The organism is Mycolicibacterium novocastrense (assembly GCF_001570485.1).
Lineage (GTDB): Bacteria > Actinomycetota > Actinomycetes > Mycobacteriales > Mycobacteriaceae > Mycobacterium > Mycobacterium novocastrense.
In genome coordinates this window covers 64880-82457 of record NZ_BCTA01000070.1, presented here as the reverse complement: position 1 = coordinate 82457, position 17578 = coordinate 64880, and the positions used below count along the sequence as shown (strand labels likewise).

The following is a 17578-nucleotide window of genomic DNA, read 5'->3' as shown; positions in this document are numbered from 1 at the left end:
AGGCTATGCGCTAGGCAGGAGAGTTAGCTACGATTTGCCGCATGGCTGTGCAGGCATCGAGGGAAGTGGTCTTCGAGGCGCCCAAGGACGCGATCATGGACGCACTCGCCGATATCGACGCCGTGCCCACGTGGTCGCCCGTGCACAAGCACGCCGAGGTGCTCGACCGCCATCCCGACGGCCGCCCGCATCACGTCAAGGCGACGTTCAAGATCATGGGCGTCACCGACAAAGAGTTCCTCGAATACCACTGGGGTGACGATTGGGTGGTCTGGGACGCCAAGGCGACGATGCAGCAACGCGGGCAGCACGGCGAGTACAACCTCACCCCGATCGGCGAGGACCGCACCCGCGTCCGCTTCGACATCATCATCGACCTGGCCGCGCCGATCCCGGAGTTCCTTCTTCGCCGCGCCAAGAAGATGGTGCTCGACGTCGCGACCGAGAATCTGCGACGCCGCGTCATGGCCCCCGCCACGTGAGCCCAGTGTCGGGTTATGTCACGTTTCTTGGCTCACCGCGTGACACAACCCGACATTCGCCGTTAGGGGCGGCGCAGTACCTGAAGCCGACGGATCGCCTCGTCGAGAGTGTCGTCGCGTTTGCAGAAGGCGAAGCGCACCAGGTGGTTCCATGCACCGGCGTGTTCGGCGCCCGGATCGCAGAACGCCGACATCGGAATCGCCGCCACACCCGCGCGATGCGGTAGCTCGGCGCAGAATGCGGCGCTGTCGCTGAAGCCGAGCGGACGCGCATCGGCGCACAGGAAGTAGGTGCCGAAGCTGTCGTGCACCTCGAAGCCGACGTCGGCCAGCGCCTCACCCAATCGGTTCCGCTTGCGCTGCAACGACTCCCGCAGCGAGGCGACCCACGCATCCTCGTTGTCGAGCGCGTGCGCCACCGCCGGCTGAAACGGTGCACCGCCGACGTAGGACAAGTACTGCTTGGCCGCGCGCACACCCGCGATGAGATCGGCTGGGCCACATGCCCACCCGATCTTCCAGCCGGTGACGTTGAACATCTTGGCCGCGCTCGAGATCGTGACCGTGCGCTCGGCCATGCCGGGGTAGTTTGCCAACGGAATGTGACGGCGGCCGTCAAAGACCAGGTGCTCGTAGACCTCGTCGGTGATCACGAGCAGGTCGGCCTCGACGGCCAGTTCGGCAAGCGCGCGCAGTTCGTCGTCGCCGGCCACCATCCCGGTGGGGTTGTGCGGGGTGTTGACGATCAGCGCTTTGGTGTTGGGGGTAAGGGCCTTTCGCAGGCCGTCGACATCGATGCGAAAGCCGTGCCCGTCCTGAATCATCGGGACGGCGCGGCGTCGGCAGCCCGCCATGGCGATGACGGGGGAGTAGGAGTCGTAGAACGGCTCGATCAGCAGCACCTCCGAGCCGGGTTCGACAAGCCCGATGACCGACGCCGCGATCGCTTCGGTGGCGCCGACGGTCACCAGCACTTCGATGTCCGGGTCGTATTCGGTTCCGTACGCGCGCTTGCGCTGGGCGGCGATGGCCTCCCGCAGCGGAGCGATACCCAGGCCGGGCGGGTACTGGTTGGCGCCGTCGGCGATCGCGCTCTGGGCGATCTTGAGCATCTCGGGCGGACCGTCCTCGTCGGGAAAGCCCTGGCCGAGGTTGACCGCGCCGACGCGGGCGGCCAGCGCCGACATCTCGGCGAAGATCGTCACCGCATACGGCCGCAGCCCTCTGACTGTCACAGTTGTCGAGCGTAGTGCTGCGGCGAACGTGGGTTACCGGCACGCAATTCGCGACGATTCGTGTGTCGGTAACCGACGTTCGGCGGGACGAGGCTGCCCAACCAACAGGTTGGCCGAGGCTGTTAGGCTGCGGGGCAGAGGACTACCGTCCGGATGGACAGGCATCCCGCAACCCAATCTGAACAGGAAATATCTTCATGTCTGAAGAAGCCTTCATCTACGAGGCGATTCGTACGCCCCGCGGCAAGAACAAGAACGGCGCGCTCAACGAGGTCAAGCCCGTCAACCTGGTCGTCGGCCTGATCGACGAGATCCGCAGCCGCTACCCCGACCTCGACGAGACGCTGATCAGCGACGTCATCCTCGGGTGCGTATCGCCCGTCGGTGACCAGGGCGGCGATATCGCCCGCACCGCAGCGCTGGTGGCCAACCTGCCCGAGACCACCGGCGGGTTCCAGCTCAACCGGTTCTGCGCCTCGGGTCTTGAAGCCGTCAACACCGCAGCCCAGAAGGTGCGCTCCGGCTGGGACGACCTGGTGCTCGCGGGCGGTGTCGAGTCGATGAGCCGCGTCCCGATGGGCTCCGACGGCGGCGCGTGGGCGTCCGACCCCGAGACCAACTACCGCATCGGCTTCGTCCCGCAGGGCATCGGCGCCGACCTGATCGCCACGATCGAGGGCTTCTCGCGCGAGGACGTCGACCGCTACGCGTTGCGCAGCCAGGAGAAGGCCGCCGCGGCGTGGTCCGGTGGTTACTTCGCCAAGTCGGTCGTGCCGGTGAAGGACCAGAACGGACTGGTCATTCTCGACCACGACGAGCACATGCGCCCCGACACCACGCTGGAGGGCCTCGGCCAGCTCAAGACCGCGTTCGACGGCGTCGGCGCGATGGGCGGGTTCGACGACGTGGCGCTGCAGAAGTATCACTTCGTCGAGAAGATCAGCCACGTCCACACCGGCGGCAACAGCTCGGGCATCGTCGACGGCGCCGCGCTGGTGCTCGTCGGCAGTGAAAGCGCGGGCACCTCGCAGGGCCTGACCCCGCGGGCACGCATCGTGGCCACCGCCACCAGCGGCGCCGATCCGGTCATCATGCTCACGGGCCCGACGCCGGCCACCCGCAAGGTGCTCGACCGCGCCGGCCTCACGGTCGACGACATCGACCTGTTCGAGCTGAACGAGGCGTTCGCCTCGGTGGTGCTGAAGTTCCAGAAGGATCTGAACATCCCCGACGAGAAGCTCAACGTCAACGGTGGCGCCATCGCGATGGGCCACCCGCTGGGCGCCACCGGCGCCATGATCACCGGAACCATGGTCGACGAGCTCGAGCGTCGCAATGCACGGCGTGCGCTGATCACGCTGTGTATCGGCGGCGGCATGGGCGTGGCCACCATCATCGAGCGAGTGTAAGGACAACCCATGGCAGAGAACACTATTCAGTGGGACAAGGATGCCGACGGCATCGTCACCCTGACGCTGGACGATCCGACCGGCTCGGCCAACGTGATGAACGAGCACTACACCGAGTCGATGCACAACGCGGTGGAACGCCTTGTCGCGGAGAAGGATTCGATCACCGGCGTCGTCATCACCAGCGCGAAGAAAACCTTCTTCGCCGGCGGTGACCTCAAGGGCATGATCAACCTCGGCCCGGACAACGCGGCAGAGGCGTTCGCCACCCCGGAGGCGATCAAGGCCGACCTGCGCAAGCTCGAAACGCTGGGCAAGCCGGTCGTGGCGGCCATCAACGGGGCCGCGCTCGGCGGCGGCCTGGAGATCGCGCTGGCCTGTCACCACCGGATCATCGCCGACGTGAAGGGCGCCGTCGTCGGCTTCCCCGAGGTGACGCTGGGCCTGCTGCCCGGCGGCGGCGGTGTCGCGCGCAGCGTGCGGATGTTCGGCATCCAGAAGGCGTTCATGGAGGTGCTGTCGCAGGGCACTCGGTTCAAGCCGGGCAAGGCCAAGGAGGTCGGCCTGGTCGACGAGGTCCTGCCGACGGTCGACGAGCTGGTGCCCGCCGCCAAGGCGTGGATCAAGGCCAATCCGGATAGCCACACCCAGCCGTGGGATGCAAAGGGCTACAAGATGCCCGGCGGCACGCCGACCTCGCCGGGTCTGGCCAGCATCCTGCCGTCGTTCCCGGCGCTGCTGAAGAAGCAACTCAAGGGTGCACCGATGCCGGCGCCGCGGGCGATCCTCGACGCGGCCGTCGAGGGCGCGCAGGTCGACTTCGACACCGCGAGCCGCATCGAAAGCCGCTACTTCACCCAGCTGGTCACCGGGCAGACCGCCAAGAACATGATCCAGGCGTTCTTCTTCGACCTGCAGGCCATCAACGGCGGCGCGTCGCGGCCCGACGGCATCGAGCCCGTCAAGATCAACAAGATCGGTGTGCTGGGCGCGGGCATGATGGGCGCGGGCATCGCCTACGTCTCGGCCAAGGCCGGGTTCGACGTCGTGCTCAAGGACGTCAGCATCGAGGCCGCGCAGAAGGGTAAGGGCTACTCCGAGAAGCTGGAAGCCAAGGCGCTCGAACGGGGCAAGACCACCCAGGAGAAGTCCGACGCGCTGCTGGCCCGGATCACGCCGACGGCGGACCCGAAGGACCTCAAGGGCGTGGATTTCGTGATCGAGGCCGTGTTCGAGGACCAGGACCTCAAGCACAAGGTGTTCCAGGAGATCGAGGACATCGTCGAGCCCAACGCGTTGCTGGGGTCGAACACCTCGACGCTGCCGATCACCGGTCTGGCCACTGGCGTGAAGCGCCAGGAGGACTTCATCGGCATCCACTTCTTCTCACCGGTCGACAAGATGCCGCTGGTGGAGATCATCAAGGGCGAGAAGACCTCTGACGAGGCGCTGGCCCGGGTGTTCGACTACACGCTGGCCATCGGCAAGACCCCGATCGTGGTGAACGACAGCCGCGGCTTCTTCACCAGCCGCGTCATCGGCACGTTCGTCAACGAGGCGCTGGCGATGCTCGGCGAGGGCATCGCGCCCGCGAGCATCGAGCAGGCCGGCTCTCAGGCCGGCTACCCGGCCCCACCGCTGCAGCTGTCCGACGAGCTCAACCTCGAGCTGATGCACAAGATCGCCGTTGCGACCCGCAAGGGCGTCGAGAGCACGGGCGGCACCTACGAGCCGCACCCGGCCGAGGCGGTCGTCGAGAAGATGATCGAGATCGGCCGTCCGTCGCGCCTGAAGGGCGCCGGGTTCTACGAGTACGCCGACGGCAAGCGCGTCGGCCTGTGGCCGGGCCTGAAGGAGACGTTCAACTCCGGCAGCACGTCGATCCCGTTGCAGGACATGATCGATCGCATGCTGTTCGCCGAGGCGCTGGAGACCCAAAAGTGCCTCGACGAGGGCGTGCTCACCTCGACCGCGGACGCGAACATCGGCTCGATCATGGGTATCGGCTTCCCGCCGTACACCGGTGGTTCGGCGCAGTTCATCGTCGGCTACCAGGGCCCGGGTGGCGTCGGCAAGGAGGCCTTCGTGGCCCGCGCCAAGGAGCTTGCGGCCAAGTACGGTGAGCGGTTCAACCCGCCGGCGTCGCTGACCTGACCAACTAAACGGGCCGAGCGCTCACTCTTGTACGGTTTCCGCGCCGGAGGATTCGTACAAGGGTGAGCGCTCGCCGCTTTGGCGGGCGGATGATTCGCTAGATTGGCGCCGTGCGGGAAAGCTTCACCGCCGAGTTCGCGGCCGGACTGGCCCGCTACGGCGACGACCCTTGTATCGAGTTCGAGGGACGCTGGTACAGCGGCGACGAGGTGACGGCGTACGGTCGCGCCATCGCGCAGGCGCTGCGAGACGCCGGTGTCGCCGACGACGTCCCCGTCGGCCTCGTGGTCAGGAACCGCCTGCCGCACGCTGCGGCGATCATCGGATTCCTCGCCGCGGGGCGCACGGTGTCGATGATCTATTCGTTCCAGTCGCCGGAGTCCATCGGCCGCGACATCGAAACGCTCGGGCTGTCGGCGATCGTGGGCGACGTCGAGGACTGGACCGCGCCCGTCGTCGACGCCGCACGCCGCGCCGGTAGTGCGGGTGTGTCGATATCGAGGCGTCATCCGACCGTGACCGCAGTGCCGGGTCTGGAACGCCGCAATCCCCAACGTACCCATGCTGAGGCCGAACCCGGTGTGGCACTGCAGATCTTGACCAGTGGCACGACGGGGCCGCCGAAGCGGCAGTCGATCAAGACCGCGGTGCTCGAGCGTACCGTCTTCAGCGTCACCAGCGGGGAGGCCGCACCGGCCGAGGCCCCGCCGGAGCTCGCGTATTGGCAGTTCGGCGGTATCGGGGTGTGCCAACTGATCGCCGGGGTGTACAACGGCAGGCGTATCGCGATGCTCGAGCGGTTCAGCGTGGAGGACTACGTGGGTCTGGTGAAGCGGCACCGCATCACGCGTTCGGGTGTGCAGCCCGCCGTCATCCGGATGCTGCTCGACGCCGACGTCGCCAAGGAAGATCTCGCGTCGCTGGACTTCCTGATCAGCGCGTCGGGACCGCTGGATCCCGAGACCCGCGACGAGTTCGAGGCCAAATACGGCATTCCGATTGTGCTGGCTTACGGCGCAACGGAATTCGCGGGCTCGCTGTGCGCGTGGACTCCCGAGATGCAACGTGAATTCGGCTCGGCCAAACGCAACAGCGTCGGCAGGGCCCTGCCCGACGTCGAATTGCGCATCGTCGACCCCGACAGCGGGGCCGAGCTCGTGGGCGAGCCGGGCCTGCTGGAAGCCAAGGTCGCGCCGATCGGACCGGACTGGATCCGCACCACCGACATCGCCTCCATCGACGCCGATGGCTTCGTCACCTTGCACGGAAGGGCCGACGGGGCGATCAACCGCGGCGGGTTCAAGATCCTGCCGGAAAATGTTCGGCGCGTGCTGATCTCACATCCGGCCGTCCGCGATGCCTGCGTGGTCGGCGTGCGCGACGCACGCCTCGGCCAGGTCCCGGTCGCCGCCATCGAAGTGTCGCCGGGGCTGCCGGTGCCGTCGGACGACGAGCTCGCCGACCTGGTTCGACGGTCGCTGCCGGTGTACAACGTGCCGGTGGCGTTCGCGGTCGTCGACGAACTACCGCGCAACCCGGCGCTGAAGGTGAGCCTCCCCGCCGTCGCCGCGCTGTTCGAACCGCGTTAGAGAGCGCCCAGATCGGCTGACAGCCAGTGCTGCGGCTTCATGAAGATCACCACGCTGTCGCCGTGCTCGCGGCGGGCGTATTCCAGGTACGCGTCGACCTTCTCCGGTGGCAGATAGCGTTTGGTGACTTCGACGAGTCGCTCGTCGGTGCCGGGCTCGATGCGGCTGACCGGACCGTCGACCGCCACGTACCGGACCGTCGGCTCGAGGCGCTGAACCATCAGCGTGAACTCGCCTTGGCTTTCGATGAGTCGGTGCTTGCGAGAGCCGTCGCCGGTGAGCACCCACGCATCACCGCCGGGCGAGTACTGGTACCAGACGGGAACCGTCAGCGGGCCACGCTTGTCACCCGCACCGACCGACAATGCGGCAACGTGGGGTTCGGCCAGGAATTGTTCGCGTTCGTCTTTCGCCAGGGCCATGACGTCAGGCTAACGCCGGCCACCGACAGGATTCGAGGATCGAGCTCAGGCCCCGATCCGGGAGAAGAACGCCATCGCGATGATGCCGATGGCGATCGCGACAGGAGTCTGGCCCATCGCCGCCGTGCTGACGATTCCTGCTATCGCTGCGATCGCGATGACCGCCAGCAGCAGGACAGTGAACCACCGAACGTGCACCGCGCCGCCGGGACGCACGGGATGCGCCCTGAACCCGTCTATCGGGTCACGACCCACGACCGCCTCCTCCTGTCTGTGTCTTAAATCACACGTATTGCCTGGTGTGAGCCACACCATACAACAGAAATCGGCGGTCGGCGAAGCATGTCGAACCTCGCTTGGTCGACAGGCCCGTGCGGCGGACGAGCCTTTCCCGGCCGCGAGACGCTAACGCCCAGTACGTGACTCATGGTGAGCGCAGCTAATTGATACTTCTCGGGCGGTGGCGGCGATGCGGTAACGATGGGGCGTTGCCGACGCCGCTCGCGGCGAACCGACGCGCTCGGTGCCCTGCCGATCTCCCGGCTACGGGAGGCCTAGAGTCGGGTGCCATGCGCTTCGGACTGTTCATCCCGCAGGGGTGGCGACTGGACCTGATCGACATTCCTCCGGCAAAGCAGTGGGCGGTGATGCGCGATCTCGCCGCGTACGCCGACGGCAGCGACGCCTGGGACTCGCTGTGGGTCTACGACCACTTCCACACCGTTCCGGTGCCCACCGCGGAGGCCACTCACGAGGCGTGGACCCTGATGGCCGCCTATGCCGCGACGACCTCGCGCATCAAGCTCGGCCAGATGTGCACGGCGATGAGCTACCGCAATCCGGTGTATCTGGCCAAGGTCGCCGCCACCGCCGACATCATCTCCGGCGGCCGCATTCAGATGGGCATCGGCGGTGGCTGGTACGAACACGAGTGGCGCGCATACGGTTACGGGTTCCCGTCCGCCGGGGTGCGGCTGGCCCGCCTCGACGAGGGCGTGCAGATCATGCGCGACGCCTGGCGCGACGGGAAGGTGAGCTTCGACGGCAAGCACTACCAGGTTTCCGGCGCGATCGTCGAGCCGAAGCCATTGCAGGACAACGGAATCCCGCTGTGGATCGCCGGCGGTGGCGAGAAGGTGACGCTGCGGATCGCGGCGAAGTACGCGCAGTACACCAACTTCACCTGCGAGCCGGGAGGTTTCACCCACAAGTCCCAGGTGCTGGCCGACCACTGCCGCGAGGTCGGCACCGACTACAACGCGATCGTGCGCTCGGCCAACTTCAACGCGGTGATCGGCGATTCGGAGTCCGACGTCAAGGAGCGGGTGGCGAGGCTGCGCGCACGGCAGGTCACCAAGGCCGACGAGGCGGCGGTCGACGCGATGCTGAACTCCGTGTCCGCGCCCGAGTCGGCAAGCGGCACACCCGAACAGGTCGTCGAGAAGCTGGAGAAGATGCGCGAGCTTGGCTGTGAGTACGCGATCCTCTACTTCCCGGAAGCCGCCTATGACCGTTCGGGGATCGAACTGTTCGAAAAGCAGGTGATTCCCGCCCTGAGCTGAGGCACTACGGCATATGCCTGCTCACGGCGTCGGCGGAATCGGTCCTTCGGGCGGTACCGCGGGGCCAGGCGGGGGGCTGTCGTAGTACCCGGGCGGCGGTGGGCCGTCCAGTGGGTAGTAGCCGGGCGGCAGCGGTGGACCGCCTTCGGCCGGCGGCGCAACCGGCGGTCCGTTGGACTCGGGGGCGTTCAGCGAGGTGTATCCCGGCGGCAACTGCGGTGCGGGCCCCGCGCCGGGCGGTGGCGGGGCGCCGACCGGCGCCTGGCCCGGCGGCAGTGCGGCGAACCCGTACGGGTCCTGGGCCTGGCGCCAGGCATCTCGGAGGAAGCCGAGCGGACCCGGGCTCGAACCCTGCCCGTACTGCGCGTTCGGAATCTCAGGCACGGGAGGCGCGCCGACGGGCGGAGGCGCGGGCGGCGGGTCCCCCGGCGCCACCGGAGCGGCATAGGGCTGGCCGGGCGCCGGTGGCGCTCCGGGCGTCCCGGGAACGGGCGGGACCTCGGGGTCCGCACTGGCCAACCCGGCCGAAGTCAGCGCACCCAGGCCGACGGCGACGCCGACGAGTCCGAACTTGACCGCCTGGACGGACATGGCGCGACGGCGTCTGGTCATGGGTAAGCAGGCTAGCGCCTCACCGCCTGGGGCGCTCATTTACGACGGTCCCGATGCGGCCGCCTGCGGCGGATGCGCCGTCACTAAGATTGGCATCTCTGCTGAATTGCGAAATCGACCAGCCCTCGACAGGAAGCCCGCAATGAACAAGACCTCGCTGACCGCGCTCGCACGTGAGCAACTCGAGACGGCCCGCGCCGCCAGCAGTGGACGCAGCGCGCACACGGTCTACGGCGGCCACGAGCATTCGCTGCGCCAGACGCTGATCGCCCTGACCGGTGGCTCCGAGCTGACCGAGCACGAGACGAACGGGGAAGCCACGCTGCAGGTGCTGCACGGCCGGGTACGGCTGACCCATTCATCGGCCAACTGGGAGGGCTCCGAAGGCGACCACCTCGTCGTGCCGAAGGACCGGCACGGACTGCAGGCGATCGAGGACTCCGCGATCCTGTTGACGGTGTCCAATCCGGTGGGCCCGCACGTCTAGGGCAGGGCCGCGCGTCTAGATCGCGGGGCCCAACAGGTCGTCGGCGTCCTTGATGACGTAGCCGTAGCCCTGCTCGGCGAGGAATCGCTGACGGTGCGCGGCGTATTCGGCGTCGAGGCTGTCGCGGGAGACCACGGAGTAGAAGATCGCGCCGCCGCCGTCGGCCTTGGGCCGCAGCAGCCGGCCCAGGCGCTGCGCCTCTTCCTGGCGGGATCCGAACGTGCCCGAAACCTGCACGGCGACACTGGCTTCCGGAAGGTCGATGGAGAAGTTGGCGACCTTCGAGACCACCAGCGTCGAGATCTCACCGCGTCGGAACTGGTCGAAGAGCACCTCGCGCTCCGCGGTCTTCGTGGAACCCTGGATGACCGGCGCGTCGAGCTCCCGACCGAGCTCTTCGAGCTGGTCGAGATAGGCGCCGATCACCAGCGTCTGCTCACCCTGGTGCTTGTCGAGGAGCGACTTGACCACCGCGATCTTGGTGTGCGCCGTCGAGCACAGCTTGTAGCGCTCGTCGGGTTCGGCGGTCGCGTAGAGCATCCGCTCGTTGTCGGTCATCGTCACGCGCACCTCCACGCACTCGGCGGGCGCGATCCAGCCCTGGGCCTCGATGTCCTTCCACGGCGCGTCGTAGCGCTTCGGCCCGATCAACGAGAACACGTCACCCTCGCGGCCGTCCTCACGAATCAGCGTGGCGGTCAAGCCGAGTCGACGACGCGACTGCAGATCGGCCGTCATCCGGAACACCGGTGCGGGCAACAGGTGGACCTCGTCATAGATGATCAGCCCCCAGTCGCGGCTGTCGAACAACTCCAGGTGCCGATACTCACCCTTGGTGCGACGCGTGATCACCTGATAGGTGGCGATGGTCACCGGGCGGATCTCCTTGCGTTCCCCGGAGTATTCGCCGATTTCGTTCTCGGTGAGCGAGGTCCGGTTGATCAGCTCACGCTTCCACTGCCGCCCGGCGACGGTATTGGTCACCAGGATCAGCGTGGTCGCCGAGGCCTTCGCCATCGCGGCGGCGCCGACGAGCGTCTTGCCCGCACCGCACGGCAGCACGACGACCCCCGATCCGCCCTCCCAGAACGACTCGGTGGCCATCTGCTGGTAGTCGCGAAGGTGCCAGCCGTTCTCCGCGAGGCTGATCGGGTGCTTCTCGCCGTCGACGTAACCGGCGAGATCCTCAGCGGGCCAACCGATCTTGAGCAGCATCTGCTTGACCCGGCCGCGCTCGCTGTTGTGCACAAGGACGGTGTCGTCGTCGATGCGCGCGCCCAGCATCGGCGCGATCTTCTTGTTGCGCAGCACCTCCTCGAGCACCGCGCGATCCAGGCTCACCAGCATCAGACCGTGAGCCGGATGCTTGACCAGTTGCAGTCGCCCGTAGCGGGCCATGGTGTCGACGATGTCGACCAGCAGCGGCTGGGGCACCGCGTAGCGGGAGAACGACACCAACGCGTCGACGACCTGTTCGGCGTCGTGCCCCGCGGCGCGCGCGTTCCACAGCGCCAGCGGGGTGATGCGGTAGGTGTGGATGTGTTCGGGGGCACGCTCGAGTTCGGCGAACGGGGCGATCGCGGCACGCGCCGCCCCCGCCTGCTCATGGTCGACCTCGAGCAGCACCGTCTTGTCGGACTGCACGATCAGGGGGCCGTCGGTCATTCCGTCCATTATCCAGAACCCCCGGACGCCCCCACCCGCGAGCGGACGCCCCCACCCGCGAGCGACCGTGTCTGCCCGCCGAAACGCCGCATGAGCTGGGTATTTCGCGGTCGCTCGCGACGGTGCGCGGTGCGCTACGACTCGTCGGCGGCGACCACGGAGGTGATGCGGTGGATGGCGAAATCGCGGACCCGCCCCGACGCCGGGTCGTATGCCGTCAACTGCCCGCCCCGCACGTTGATCGGCGCGACGACGCGCTGGGTGGCCACCCCGGCGGGGTCGACGTAGCCGATCACGACCGAGGCCTGCGCGATGGCCGCATCCTGCAACTGGGTGATGGCGACGGCCGGGTCGAGTCGCTGATACGCCGACGGCATGGCCGCCACCTTGCGCAGCACGGCGACGATCGCGCCGAGCGTCTGGTTGGTGGGCGTCGGGGCGAGTCGGTAGCTGCGCCGTCGCCCTGCCGGGGCGGGCACCCGCGCCCCGCGGGCGCGGATGTCGACGATGGCACCGGTCGAGTCCTCGGCCGCCGGCGCGAAGCCTGCCTGGCGTAGCGCCGCGAGCACGTCGGCGATCGGCGCCTGCGACACCGCGACCGTGGGCGCCAGCAGGCGCATCTCCAGCGACTCCGTCGCCGGTGCACCCACCGCCTGCGCGAGCAGCGCCGCATCCTCGCACCGCACGAACGACGCGGCCATACCGACGCGCAACTGACCGTGCCTGCGGGCCACATCGTCGATGAGATACGTCAAGCCTTGCGGCACAGGTGTTTTCGAGTGGCGACCGAAGAAGGCGTGCAGTTCGCCCGCGGTGCGGCCGGTGTCGAGCGCCCGGCGGATCGACGGCTCGCTGATCCGGTACACCATCGCCGCGCCCGCCGATTCCACGCTGGCCACCGCGGCCAGTTGTTCGGCCAGGTCCCGCTGCAGCGGGCCGGGAACGACCACCGTGAGGTCGGCCTGCAACAGGAAATGGTCGATCGGCGCGGGCAGCACCTTGTCCATCGCCTTGACCACGTCGTCGGGTGAAGCGTCGGTGAGCAGCGCCCGAGCCGGGGTGGCAAGGGCGCCCCGACCCACCAGCCCCAATGCATGCGCCTCGGTCAGCAGGTCTGCGACCGGCTCCGGCTGCAACCGCACCGCCCAGCGCGGCCTGCGCCAGATCATCGCCCGCGACGCCTCACTTGCGTCGGCGCCCGCGCCGGGCGGTAGGCTTGCCAGCACCTCCAGGAGCAGTCGCCTGTCCAATGGTGCGGCAGTGGAGAACAGCGAATCCGACAGCGCGGCATAGGGTTTGCCGTCGGGGCCACGCTTGCCGATCAGGCTCGGCCGTCCGGGAAGCTCCAGCCAGGTCGTCGCCAGCAGATGCCATTTGACCGCTGTCGGCGATTCGACGAACCGGTCGGATGAGACCGTCGGCGCCCAGTACGGGCCGTCACCGGCGTCCGGTTCGGGCTCGGGCATGCCCGCCGAGATGAGGCCCGCGCCCGCGGTCACTTCGAGGATCAGCCCCAGGCGGCGTTCGTCGATGCCGGTGGCCTTGGTCAGCCGTTTGACGTCACGCACGCCGAGGCCGCCGCTGCGCAACTCGGGAACCGGTGTGGCACCGAGTGTTTCGAGTACCACCTCGACTTCGCGGAGAAGGTCCAGCGCGGCGCCGGCGGCCACCGCGTCGGCGTCGGCCGCCGTCGTCGTCGACACCACCGGCTCGGGTTGGGTCAGCTGCACGGGGCCCGGCAGTTCACCGCGCAACACCTGGCCGACGAGCCGCGGCAGGATCACGGTGTCCGCGTCGACCTGGCGCAGCAGGCCGGCGGCCAGCAGCCGCTGCACCGGGCGATCGGCCGGTGTGCCGGGTGCGGCGTCGCGGGTGCGGCCCACCGGCGAGCCCTCGAGCAACTTCTGCAACAACTCGGACTGCGCCTCGTCGAGCGCCTCCAGCCGGGCGGCGATGTCCTGTGGGTCCGCCCCGGTGTCTTCGACCGTGGCCTGCCCCGGGTACCACGGCAAGCCCGCGACGGCTTCGCCCGCCACTCGGACCGCCGCCTCACCCCACACCAGCCCACGGTCGCGCAGATCGTCGAGGGCCTCGGCGACGGCCGCTTCGGGGGCTCGGTCGCCGATGAGCTCCAGCAGTTTGGTGACCGGAACGGCGGTCGTGTCGGCGTGCAGCACGAGCAGCGCATCGAGCACCGCGAGCCGCAGGAAGTCGAGGTCGTCGGTGGCGGCTTTGACCGACTGGCGGGCCTGTGCGCGGGCCGCCAGCGCAGCGATCGACCCCGGTGGCGGTTGGGTCAGGTCGGGCCGCAACTCCAGCAGCCGGATGAGCCGGTCGTCGGGGAGATCGGCCAACCAGGCACCGAGGGGGAGGCCTGGTGCGTTCTCGGTCATTGCTGACCAGCGTAAAGGAGTGTGGCGGTGTCGCCACCGGCCGAGTCGTTTGCCACAATGTGGGCGTGGCAGACAACAAAGGGAAGAAGCGGTACGTCGATCCGGGCTGGCCTGAGATCGACGGAGACGACGACCACGCGGTGAGCGAGCTGGCCACCGACCGTACCGGCGCGCTGTCGCCCTTCGGCGAGATCACGTTCCCGCTGCCCGCGGACGAACTGCCGTACGTGCACGCGGTCACGGTCGTCAACAAGTAGGTGTCCGAGCGGCCCCGCCTCTCACACGTCGACGAGACCGGCGCGGCGCACATGGTCGACGTCACGGCCAAGGGAGTCACCAAGCGCACCGCCGTCGCGGCCGGAACCCTCCGCACCACGGCCGACGTCGTCGCGATGATCGCGTCGGGAGGCCTGCCCAAGGGTGATGCGCTGGCCACCGCCCGCGTCGCGGGCATCCTGGCCGCCAAGCGCACCAGCGACCTCATCCCGCTGTGCCATCAGTTGGCGCTGACGGGGGTCGACGTCGACTTCGAGATCGACGAGAACACCGTGGACATCACCGCCGCCGTGCGCAGCACCGACCGCACCGGCGTCGAGATGGAGGCACTGACCGCGGTGAGCGTGGCCGCATTGACCCTCTACGACATGATCAAGGCCGTCGACCCCGCCGCCCGCATCGACGACATCAGGGTGCTGCGCAAAGAGGGCGGCAAGACCGGGACGTGGACCCGCTGATGCGGTCGGGTCGGGTCGTCATCGCCTCCACACGAGCCGCCGCAGGCGTCTACGAGGACCGCAGCGGACCGATCGTCGTGGACTGGCTCACCGGCCGTGACATCGCCACCCCGGCGCCCGTGGTGGTACCGGACGGAGATGCGGTCGCCGATGCCATCTCCGCCGCGGTCGACGACGGGGCCGACGTGGTGATCACCTCTGGCGGCACGGGTATCTCGCCGACGGACCGCACCGCCGAGGCCACCGCCGCGCTGGTCGACTACCAGATTCCGGGCCTGGCCGACGCGATCCGTCGGGCTGGGGAGGACAAGGTGCCGACGTCGGTGCTGTCGCGCGGAGTGTGCGGGGTCAAGGACCGCACGCTGATCGTGAACCTGCCCGGATCGCCCGGCGGCGTCAAAGACGGACTGGGCGTACTCGACCGCGTTCTCGAACATGCGCTGGATCAGATCGGTGGAAAGGACCACTCGCGATGACGGCCGTGGTGCTGCGCGCGGACCTCAGCGACCAGACCATCGATCCCGCCGAGCACGAAGCGCTGGTCGCCAACGCCTCGGCTGGTGCGGTGGTGAGCTTCGCCGGTGTCGTGCGCGACCACGACGGTGGGCGTTCTGTGCTGCGGCTGGAGTATTCAGCGCATCCGTCGGCGCCGCAGACGCTTGCGGAGGTGGCCGCTGAGATCGCCGCCGATGCCGAAGGGGTCCGGGCCATCGCGGTCAGCCACCGCATCGGGGCCCTCGAGATCGGTGATGCGGCGCTGGTGGCCGCCGTCGCGGCTGATCATCGCGCGGCCGCGTTCCAGACGTGCGCGCGACTGGTCGACGTCGTCAAGGAGCGACTCCCGGTGTGGAAGCACCAGTTCTTCGCCGACGGCTCCGACGAATGGGTGAACTCCGCGTAGCGGCTGCCCGCGTGGTGATCAGGCAGGCGGCAGCGGTGCGTCCGGTGCCGGTGCTGCAGGCAGATTCGGCGCCTGGCCGCCCGGTGCGTCCGGCGTGGTGAGCGGACGCTGGGTCAGTGCCAGCAGCGCATCCTTGCCGGTGATGTCCTGCGTCTGAATCGCGTGCCAGATCTCCTTCAAGTAGGAGACGTTCGGGCTGTCGACCCCGGCCTGTGCACGGTCGACGGTGGTCCCCGCCGGCAGGTTCTCCGGGCTTGCGAGATGCGGAACGCCGGCGTCGGCCGCGACCGGATCGGCGGCCGGCGCGGGCGGGGCCGGCGGCATCTGCGGGGCGGGCTGGAGCGCCGCGTCGACGGGCAGCGACCAGAGTTCCGGCTGCTGACCCGGCACCGGCATATCCGGTGCGACGTCCCAGTTGGCAACGGCCTGCGCATCGACCGGAGGCGCCTCGGGCACAGGTGGGGCCAACGGATCGAACGGCGCGGGCGGTGCCTCGGGTACGGGGGCGGCCAACGCGTCGAACTGCGCGGGTGCAGGCGGTGCTTCAGGCGCCGGGGCCGGAGCCGGCGGAGCCTCGGGTACGGGGGCGGCCAGCGCATCGACGGGCGGTGCCTCGGGCACCGGGGCGGCCAGCGCATCGACGGGCGGAGCCTCCGGAACCGGGGCGGCCAACGCATCGACGACGGGGGCGGGCGGTGCTTCGGGCGCCGGCGCGGGCGGTGGCGCGGGTGCGGCCAGCGCGTCGACCGGCGCGGGGGGCGGCGGCGGGGCGAACGGGTTGAACGGCGGCGGCGGAGGAGGAAGCACGTCGTTCACGGCGTCGATGGCGTCGTCGACGACGGTGCGCGGCGTCGCACCCGACAACCCCTTACCGCATGTCGGCCACGCACCCTTGCCCTGGCTGGCGAGGACGCGTTCGGCGACGGCGATCTGCTCTTCCTTGGAGGCCAGGTGTGCGGCGGGGGCGTACTCACCGCCGCCGTGGCCGGTCCACGTGCTCGGCGCGAACTGGAGTCCGCCCTGGTAGCCGTTGCCGGTGTTGATGGCCCAGTTGCCGCCGGACTCACAGCTGGCCACTCGATCCCATTCGCCGTCGGTGGCCGCGTGGGCCTGGCTGGCGAGAGCAAGGCTTCCGGTTCCGAGCACAGCGCCCGTGAAGGCGACTTTCGCGACGCTTACAGCCGATGAAGCCGGCTTGCGGTGCCGTCCACTCATAGGTGCGTTCGGTCCTCTCTTCGGCGCCCACGAGGTCAGCTGTCGGGTTCGGGCTGGAGAGGTATTGCCCGGCCGTGTCGCACAACGCGATTCGGCTTCACCCCAAGGAACCAATCGGCTCCAGGTCCGTCTTTGACTCGGCGGACCGGTTGGGTCCCCCGCCTCCATCCAAGTTGTTCGTTGGTATCCCGTGCGCCAACGGATGGAGCTCGGCGCGGTTGGCCACGGCGGGCCAGTCGGTTTGAGGTCGACCGGCTTGGGACTGAACCGTAACGGCTCGTTTTGACCGCGTCATCTTTTGCCGATTACGGCGTTTTCGCTTCCGGCAAATCTTAAAAATCCTCTAAATGCCCAGCAGCTTTCGGCGTTCCCGCAGGACTAGCGGTCGCTCAATCGCGCCGTAGCCAGGTTGTGATCATTCCGTGATGTGACGGAAATCACCGTTATCCGCCGGCGAATGGGGGAAGAACATCGACGGTTTGAGCGTCGCGAAGCGCGACGGCGTCATCGCGCACGGCGATACCGTCGCTCAGAAAAGAGCAGCGTTTCAACACTTTCGCGAGATTCTCGTCGCGCTCACTCAGTTGCCCGACGAGTTCGGCGAGCGTCGTTCCGGGCCGAAGCCGAATCGTCTCCTCATCGTTACCGGCGGCGGCCCGTGCGGCCGCGAAATAGCGGACGTTCACCGCCACCGTTGTGGTTGTCGCAGTCATTGCTT

The 17578-nt window shown here is 68.4% G+C and carries 18 protein-coding genes and 1 riboswitch; of the genes, 10 read left to right on the top strand and 8 right to left on the bottom strand.

Annotation, left to right across the window (positions count from 1 at the left end; translation table 11 throughout):
* The first annotated feature begins 41 nt into the window (after window positions 1–41).
* On the top strand, window positions 42–482 hold the full coding sequence (locus RMCN_RS23935; protein ID WP_064414280.1) for an SRPBCC family protein: 441 nt from the start codon (window positions 42–44) through the stop codon (window positions 480–482).
* A gap of 62 nt (window positions 483–544) precedes the next feature.
* Here the strand turns inward: RMCN_RS23935 and RMCN_RS23930 are convergent, their stop codons facing one another.
* Window positions 545–1717, bottom strand: coding sequence for a pyridoxal phosphate-dependent aminotransferase (locus RMCN_RS23930; protein ID WP_067394515.1), 1173 nt, complete (start codon window positions 1715–1717; stop codon window positions 545–547).
* A gap of 197 nt (window positions 1718–1914) precedes the next feature.
* Here RMCN_RS23930 and RMCN_RS23925 point away from each other — a divergent pair, with 197 nt between their 5' ends.
* From RMCN_RS23925 to RMCN_RS23915, 3 genes are all read left to right on the top strand, one after another.
* Window positions 1915–3126: an acetyl-CoA C-acetyltransferase gene (locus tag RMCN_RS23925; RefSeq protein WP_067394512.1), complete on the top strand. Its 1212-nt coding sequence runs from the start codon at window positions 1915–1917 to the stop codon at window positions 3124–3126.
* Window positions 3127–3135: 9 nt separating this feature from the next.
* Window positions 3136–5280: a 3-hydroxyacyl-CoA dehydrogenase NAD-binding domain-containing protein gene (locus RMCN_RS23920; protein WP_067394510.1), complete on the top strand. Its 2145-nt coding sequence runs from the start codon at window positions 3136–3138 to the stop codon at window positions 5278–5280.
* A 110-nt stretch (window positions 5281–5390) separates the two neighbouring features.
* Window positions 5391–6869: a class I adenylate-forming enzyme family protein gene (locus RMCN_RS23915; RefSeq protein ID WP_084377699.1), complete on the top strand. Its 1479-nt coding sequence runs from the start codon at window positions 5391–5393 to the stop codon at window positions 6867–6869.
* Here the strand turns inward: RMCN_RS23915 and RMCN_RS23910 are convergent.
* Both RMCN_RS23910 and RMCN_RS30870 read right to left on the bottom strand, forming a co-directional pair.
* Complete coding sequence (locus RMCN_RS23910; protein WP_067394504.1) at window positions 6866–7291, bottom strand: pyridoxamine 5'-phosphate oxidase family protein; 426 nt, start codon at window positions 7289–7291, stop codon at window positions 6866–6868. The genes RMCN_RS23915 and RMCN_RS23910 overlap by 4 nt on opposite strands.
* A gap of 45 nt (window positions 7292–7336) precedes the next feature.
* Window positions 7337–7546 carry a hypothetical protein gene (locus RMCN_RS30870; protein WP_131808596.1) on the bottom strand — a complete coding sequence of 70 codons (210 nt, stop codon included), beginning with the start codon at window positions 7544–7546 and terminating at the stop codon, window positions 7337–7339.
* 314 nt (window positions 7547–7860) lie between these two features.
* Between RMCN_RS30870 and RMCN_RS23905 the strand changes: the two genes are divergently transcribed.
* Window positions 7861–8853, top strand: coding sequence for an LLM class F420-dependent oxidoreductase (locus tag RMCN_RS23905; protein WP_067394502.1), 993 nt, complete (start codon window positions 7861–7863; stop codon window positions 8851–8853).
* 21 nt (window positions 8854–8874) lie between these two features.
* On the opposite strand, the gene RMCN_RS23900 is transcribed toward RMCN_RS23905, so the two are convergent.
* Window positions 8875–9465 (bottom strand): hypothetical protein, encoded by a 591-nt coding sequence (locus RMCN_RS23900; RefSeq protein ID WP_067394499.1) that lies wholly within the window; start codon window positions 9463–9465, stop codon window positions 8875–8877.
* 142 nt (window positions 9466–9607) lie between these two features.
* Here RMCN_RS23900 and RMCN_RS23895 point away from each other — a divergent pair, with 142 nt between their 5' ends.
* The gene (locus tag RMCN_RS23895; RefSeq protein WP_064414270.1) at window positions 9608–9952 is read left to right on the top strand and encodes a cupin domain-containing protein; all 345 of its coding nucleotides are present in this window, start codon (window positions 9608–9610) and stop codon (window positions 9950–9952) included.
* A 15-nt stretch (window positions 9953–9967) separates the two neighbouring features.
* Here RMCN_RS23895 and RMCN_RS23890 read toward each other — a convergent pair whose 3' ends face one another.
* Window positions 9968–11617, bottom strand: coding sequence for a DNA repair helicase XPB (locus tag RMCN_RS23890; protein ID WP_067394585.1), 1650 nt, complete (start codon window positions 11615–11617; stop codon window positions 9968–9970).
* Window positions 11618–11751: 134 nt separating this feature from the next.
* Window positions 11752–14010 (bottom strand): helicase-associated domain-containing protein, encoded by a 2259-nt coding sequence (locus tag RMCN_RS23885; protein WP_067394496.1) that lies wholly within the window; start codon window positions 14008–14010, stop codon window positions 11752–11754.
* Window positions 14011–14075: 65 nt separating this feature from the next.
* Here RMCN_RS23885 and RMCN_RS23880 point away from each other — a divergent pair, with 65 nt between their 5' ends.
* From RMCN_RS23880 to RMCN_RS23865, 4 genes are read left to right on the top strand one after another with little or no spacing between them, the layout of a single operon-like run.
* A complete protein-coding gene (locus tag RMCN_RS23880; protein ID WP_174523753.1) occupies window positions 14076–14267 on the top strand; it encodes a hypothetical protein in 192 nt (63 codons plus the stop codon).
* On the top strand, window positions 14268–14744 hold the full coding sequence (gene moaC, locus RMCN_RS23875; protein ID WP_084377697.1) for a cyclic pyranopterin monophosphate synthase MoaC: 477 nt from the start codon (window positions 14268–14270) through the stop codon (window positions 14742–14744).
* Complete coding sequence (locus RMCN_RS23870) at window positions 14744–15220, top strand: MogA/MoaB family molybdenum cofactor biosynthesis protein (RefSeq protein ID WP_174523754.1); 477 nt, start codon at window positions 14744–14746, stop codon at window positions 15218–15220. The genes moaC and RMCN_RS23870 overlap by 1 nt, the downstream gene beginning before the upstream one ends.
* Entirely contained in the window at window positions 15217–15645 is a 429-nt protein-coding gene (locus RMCN_RS23865) for a molybdenum cofactor biosynthesis protein MoaE (RefSeq protein ID WP_064415931.1), read from the top strand. Before RMCN_RS23870 ends, RMCN_RS23865 begins: the two co-directional genes overlap by 4 nt.
* Before the next feature lie 18 nt (window positions 15646–15663).
* Here the strand turns inward: RMCN_RS23865 and RMCN_RS23860 are convergent, their stop codons facing one another.
* Window positions 15664–16860, bottom strand: coding sequence for a transglycosylase family protein (locus RMCN_RS23860; protein ID WP_064416765.1), 1197 nt, complete (start codon window positions 16858–16860; stop codon window positions 15664–15666).
* Window positions 16861–16869: 9 nt separating this feature from the next.
* Window positions 16870–17050, bottom strand: a riboswitch (cyclic di-AMP (ydaO/yuaA leader).
* Window positions 17051–17303: 253 nt separating this feature from the next.
* A complete protein-coding gene (locus RMCN_RS23855) occupies window positions 17304–17573 on the bottom strand; it encodes a MoaD/ThiS family protein (RefSeq protein ID WP_064412273.1) in 270 nt (89 codons plus the stop codon).
* Between the last annotated feature and the right edge of the window lie 5 nt (window positions 17574–17578).

What these genes read in the sequence shown, in the direction of transcription:
- RMCN_RS23870 (WP_174523754.1), top strand. Translation starts at nt 14,744, where the DNA reads ATGCGGTCGGGTCGGGTCGTCATCGCCTCCACACGAGCCGCCGCAGGC.
- RMCN_RS23905 (WP_067394502.1), top strand. Translation starts at nt 7,861, where the DNA reads ATGCGCTTCGGACTGTTCATCCCGCAGGGGTGGCGACTGGACCTGATC.
- RMCN_RS23855 (WP_064412273.1), bottom strand. Translation starts at nt 17,573, where the DNA reads ATGACTGCGACAACCACAACGGTGGCGGTGAACGTCCGCTATTTCGCG.
- RMCN_RS23900 (WP_067394499.1), bottom strand. Translation starts at nt 9,465, where the DNA reads ATGACCAGACGCCGTCGCGCCATGTCCGTCCAGGCGGTCAAGTTCGGA.
- RMCN_RS23865 (WP_064415931.1), top strand. Translation starts at nt 15,217, where the DNA reads ATGACGGCCGTGGTGCTGCGCGCGGACCTCAGCGACCAGACCATCGAT.
- RMCN_RS23885 (WP_067394496.1), bottom strand. Translation starts at nt 14,010, where the DNA reads ATGACCGAGAACGCACCAGGCCTCCCCCTCGGTGCCTGGTTGGCCGAT.
- RMCN_RS23935 (WP_064414280.1), top strand. Translation starts at nt 42, where the DNA reads ATGGCTGTGCAGGCATCGAGGGAAGTGGTCTTCGAGGCGCCCAAGGAC.
- RMCN_RS23895 (WP_064414270.1), top strand. Translation starts at nt 9,608, where the DNA reads ATGAACAAGACCTCGCTGACCGCGCTCGCACGTGAGCAACTCGAGACG.
- RMCN_RS23860 (WP_064416765.1), bottom strand. Translation starts at nt 16,860, where the DNA reads ATGAGTGGACGGCACCGCAAGCCGGCTTCATCGGCTGTAAGCGTCGCG.
- RMCN_RS23925 (WP_067394512.1), top strand. Translation starts at nt 1,915, where the DNA reads ATGTCTGAAGAAGCCTTCATCTACGAGGCGATTCGTACGCCCCGCGGC.
- RMCN_RS23920 (WP_067394510.1), top strand. Translation starts at nt 3,136, where the DNA reads ATGGCAGAGAACACTATTCAGTGGGACAAGGATGCCGACGGCATCGTC.
- RMCN_RS23890 (WP_067394585.1), bottom strand. Translation starts at nt 11,617, where the DNA reads ATGACCGACGGCCCCCTGATCGTGCAGTCCGACAAGACGGTGCTGCTC.
- RMCN_RS23910 (WP_067394504.1), bottom strand. Translation starts at nt 7,291, where the DNA reads ATGGCCCTGGCGAAAGACGAACGCGAACAATTCCTGGCCGAACCCCAC.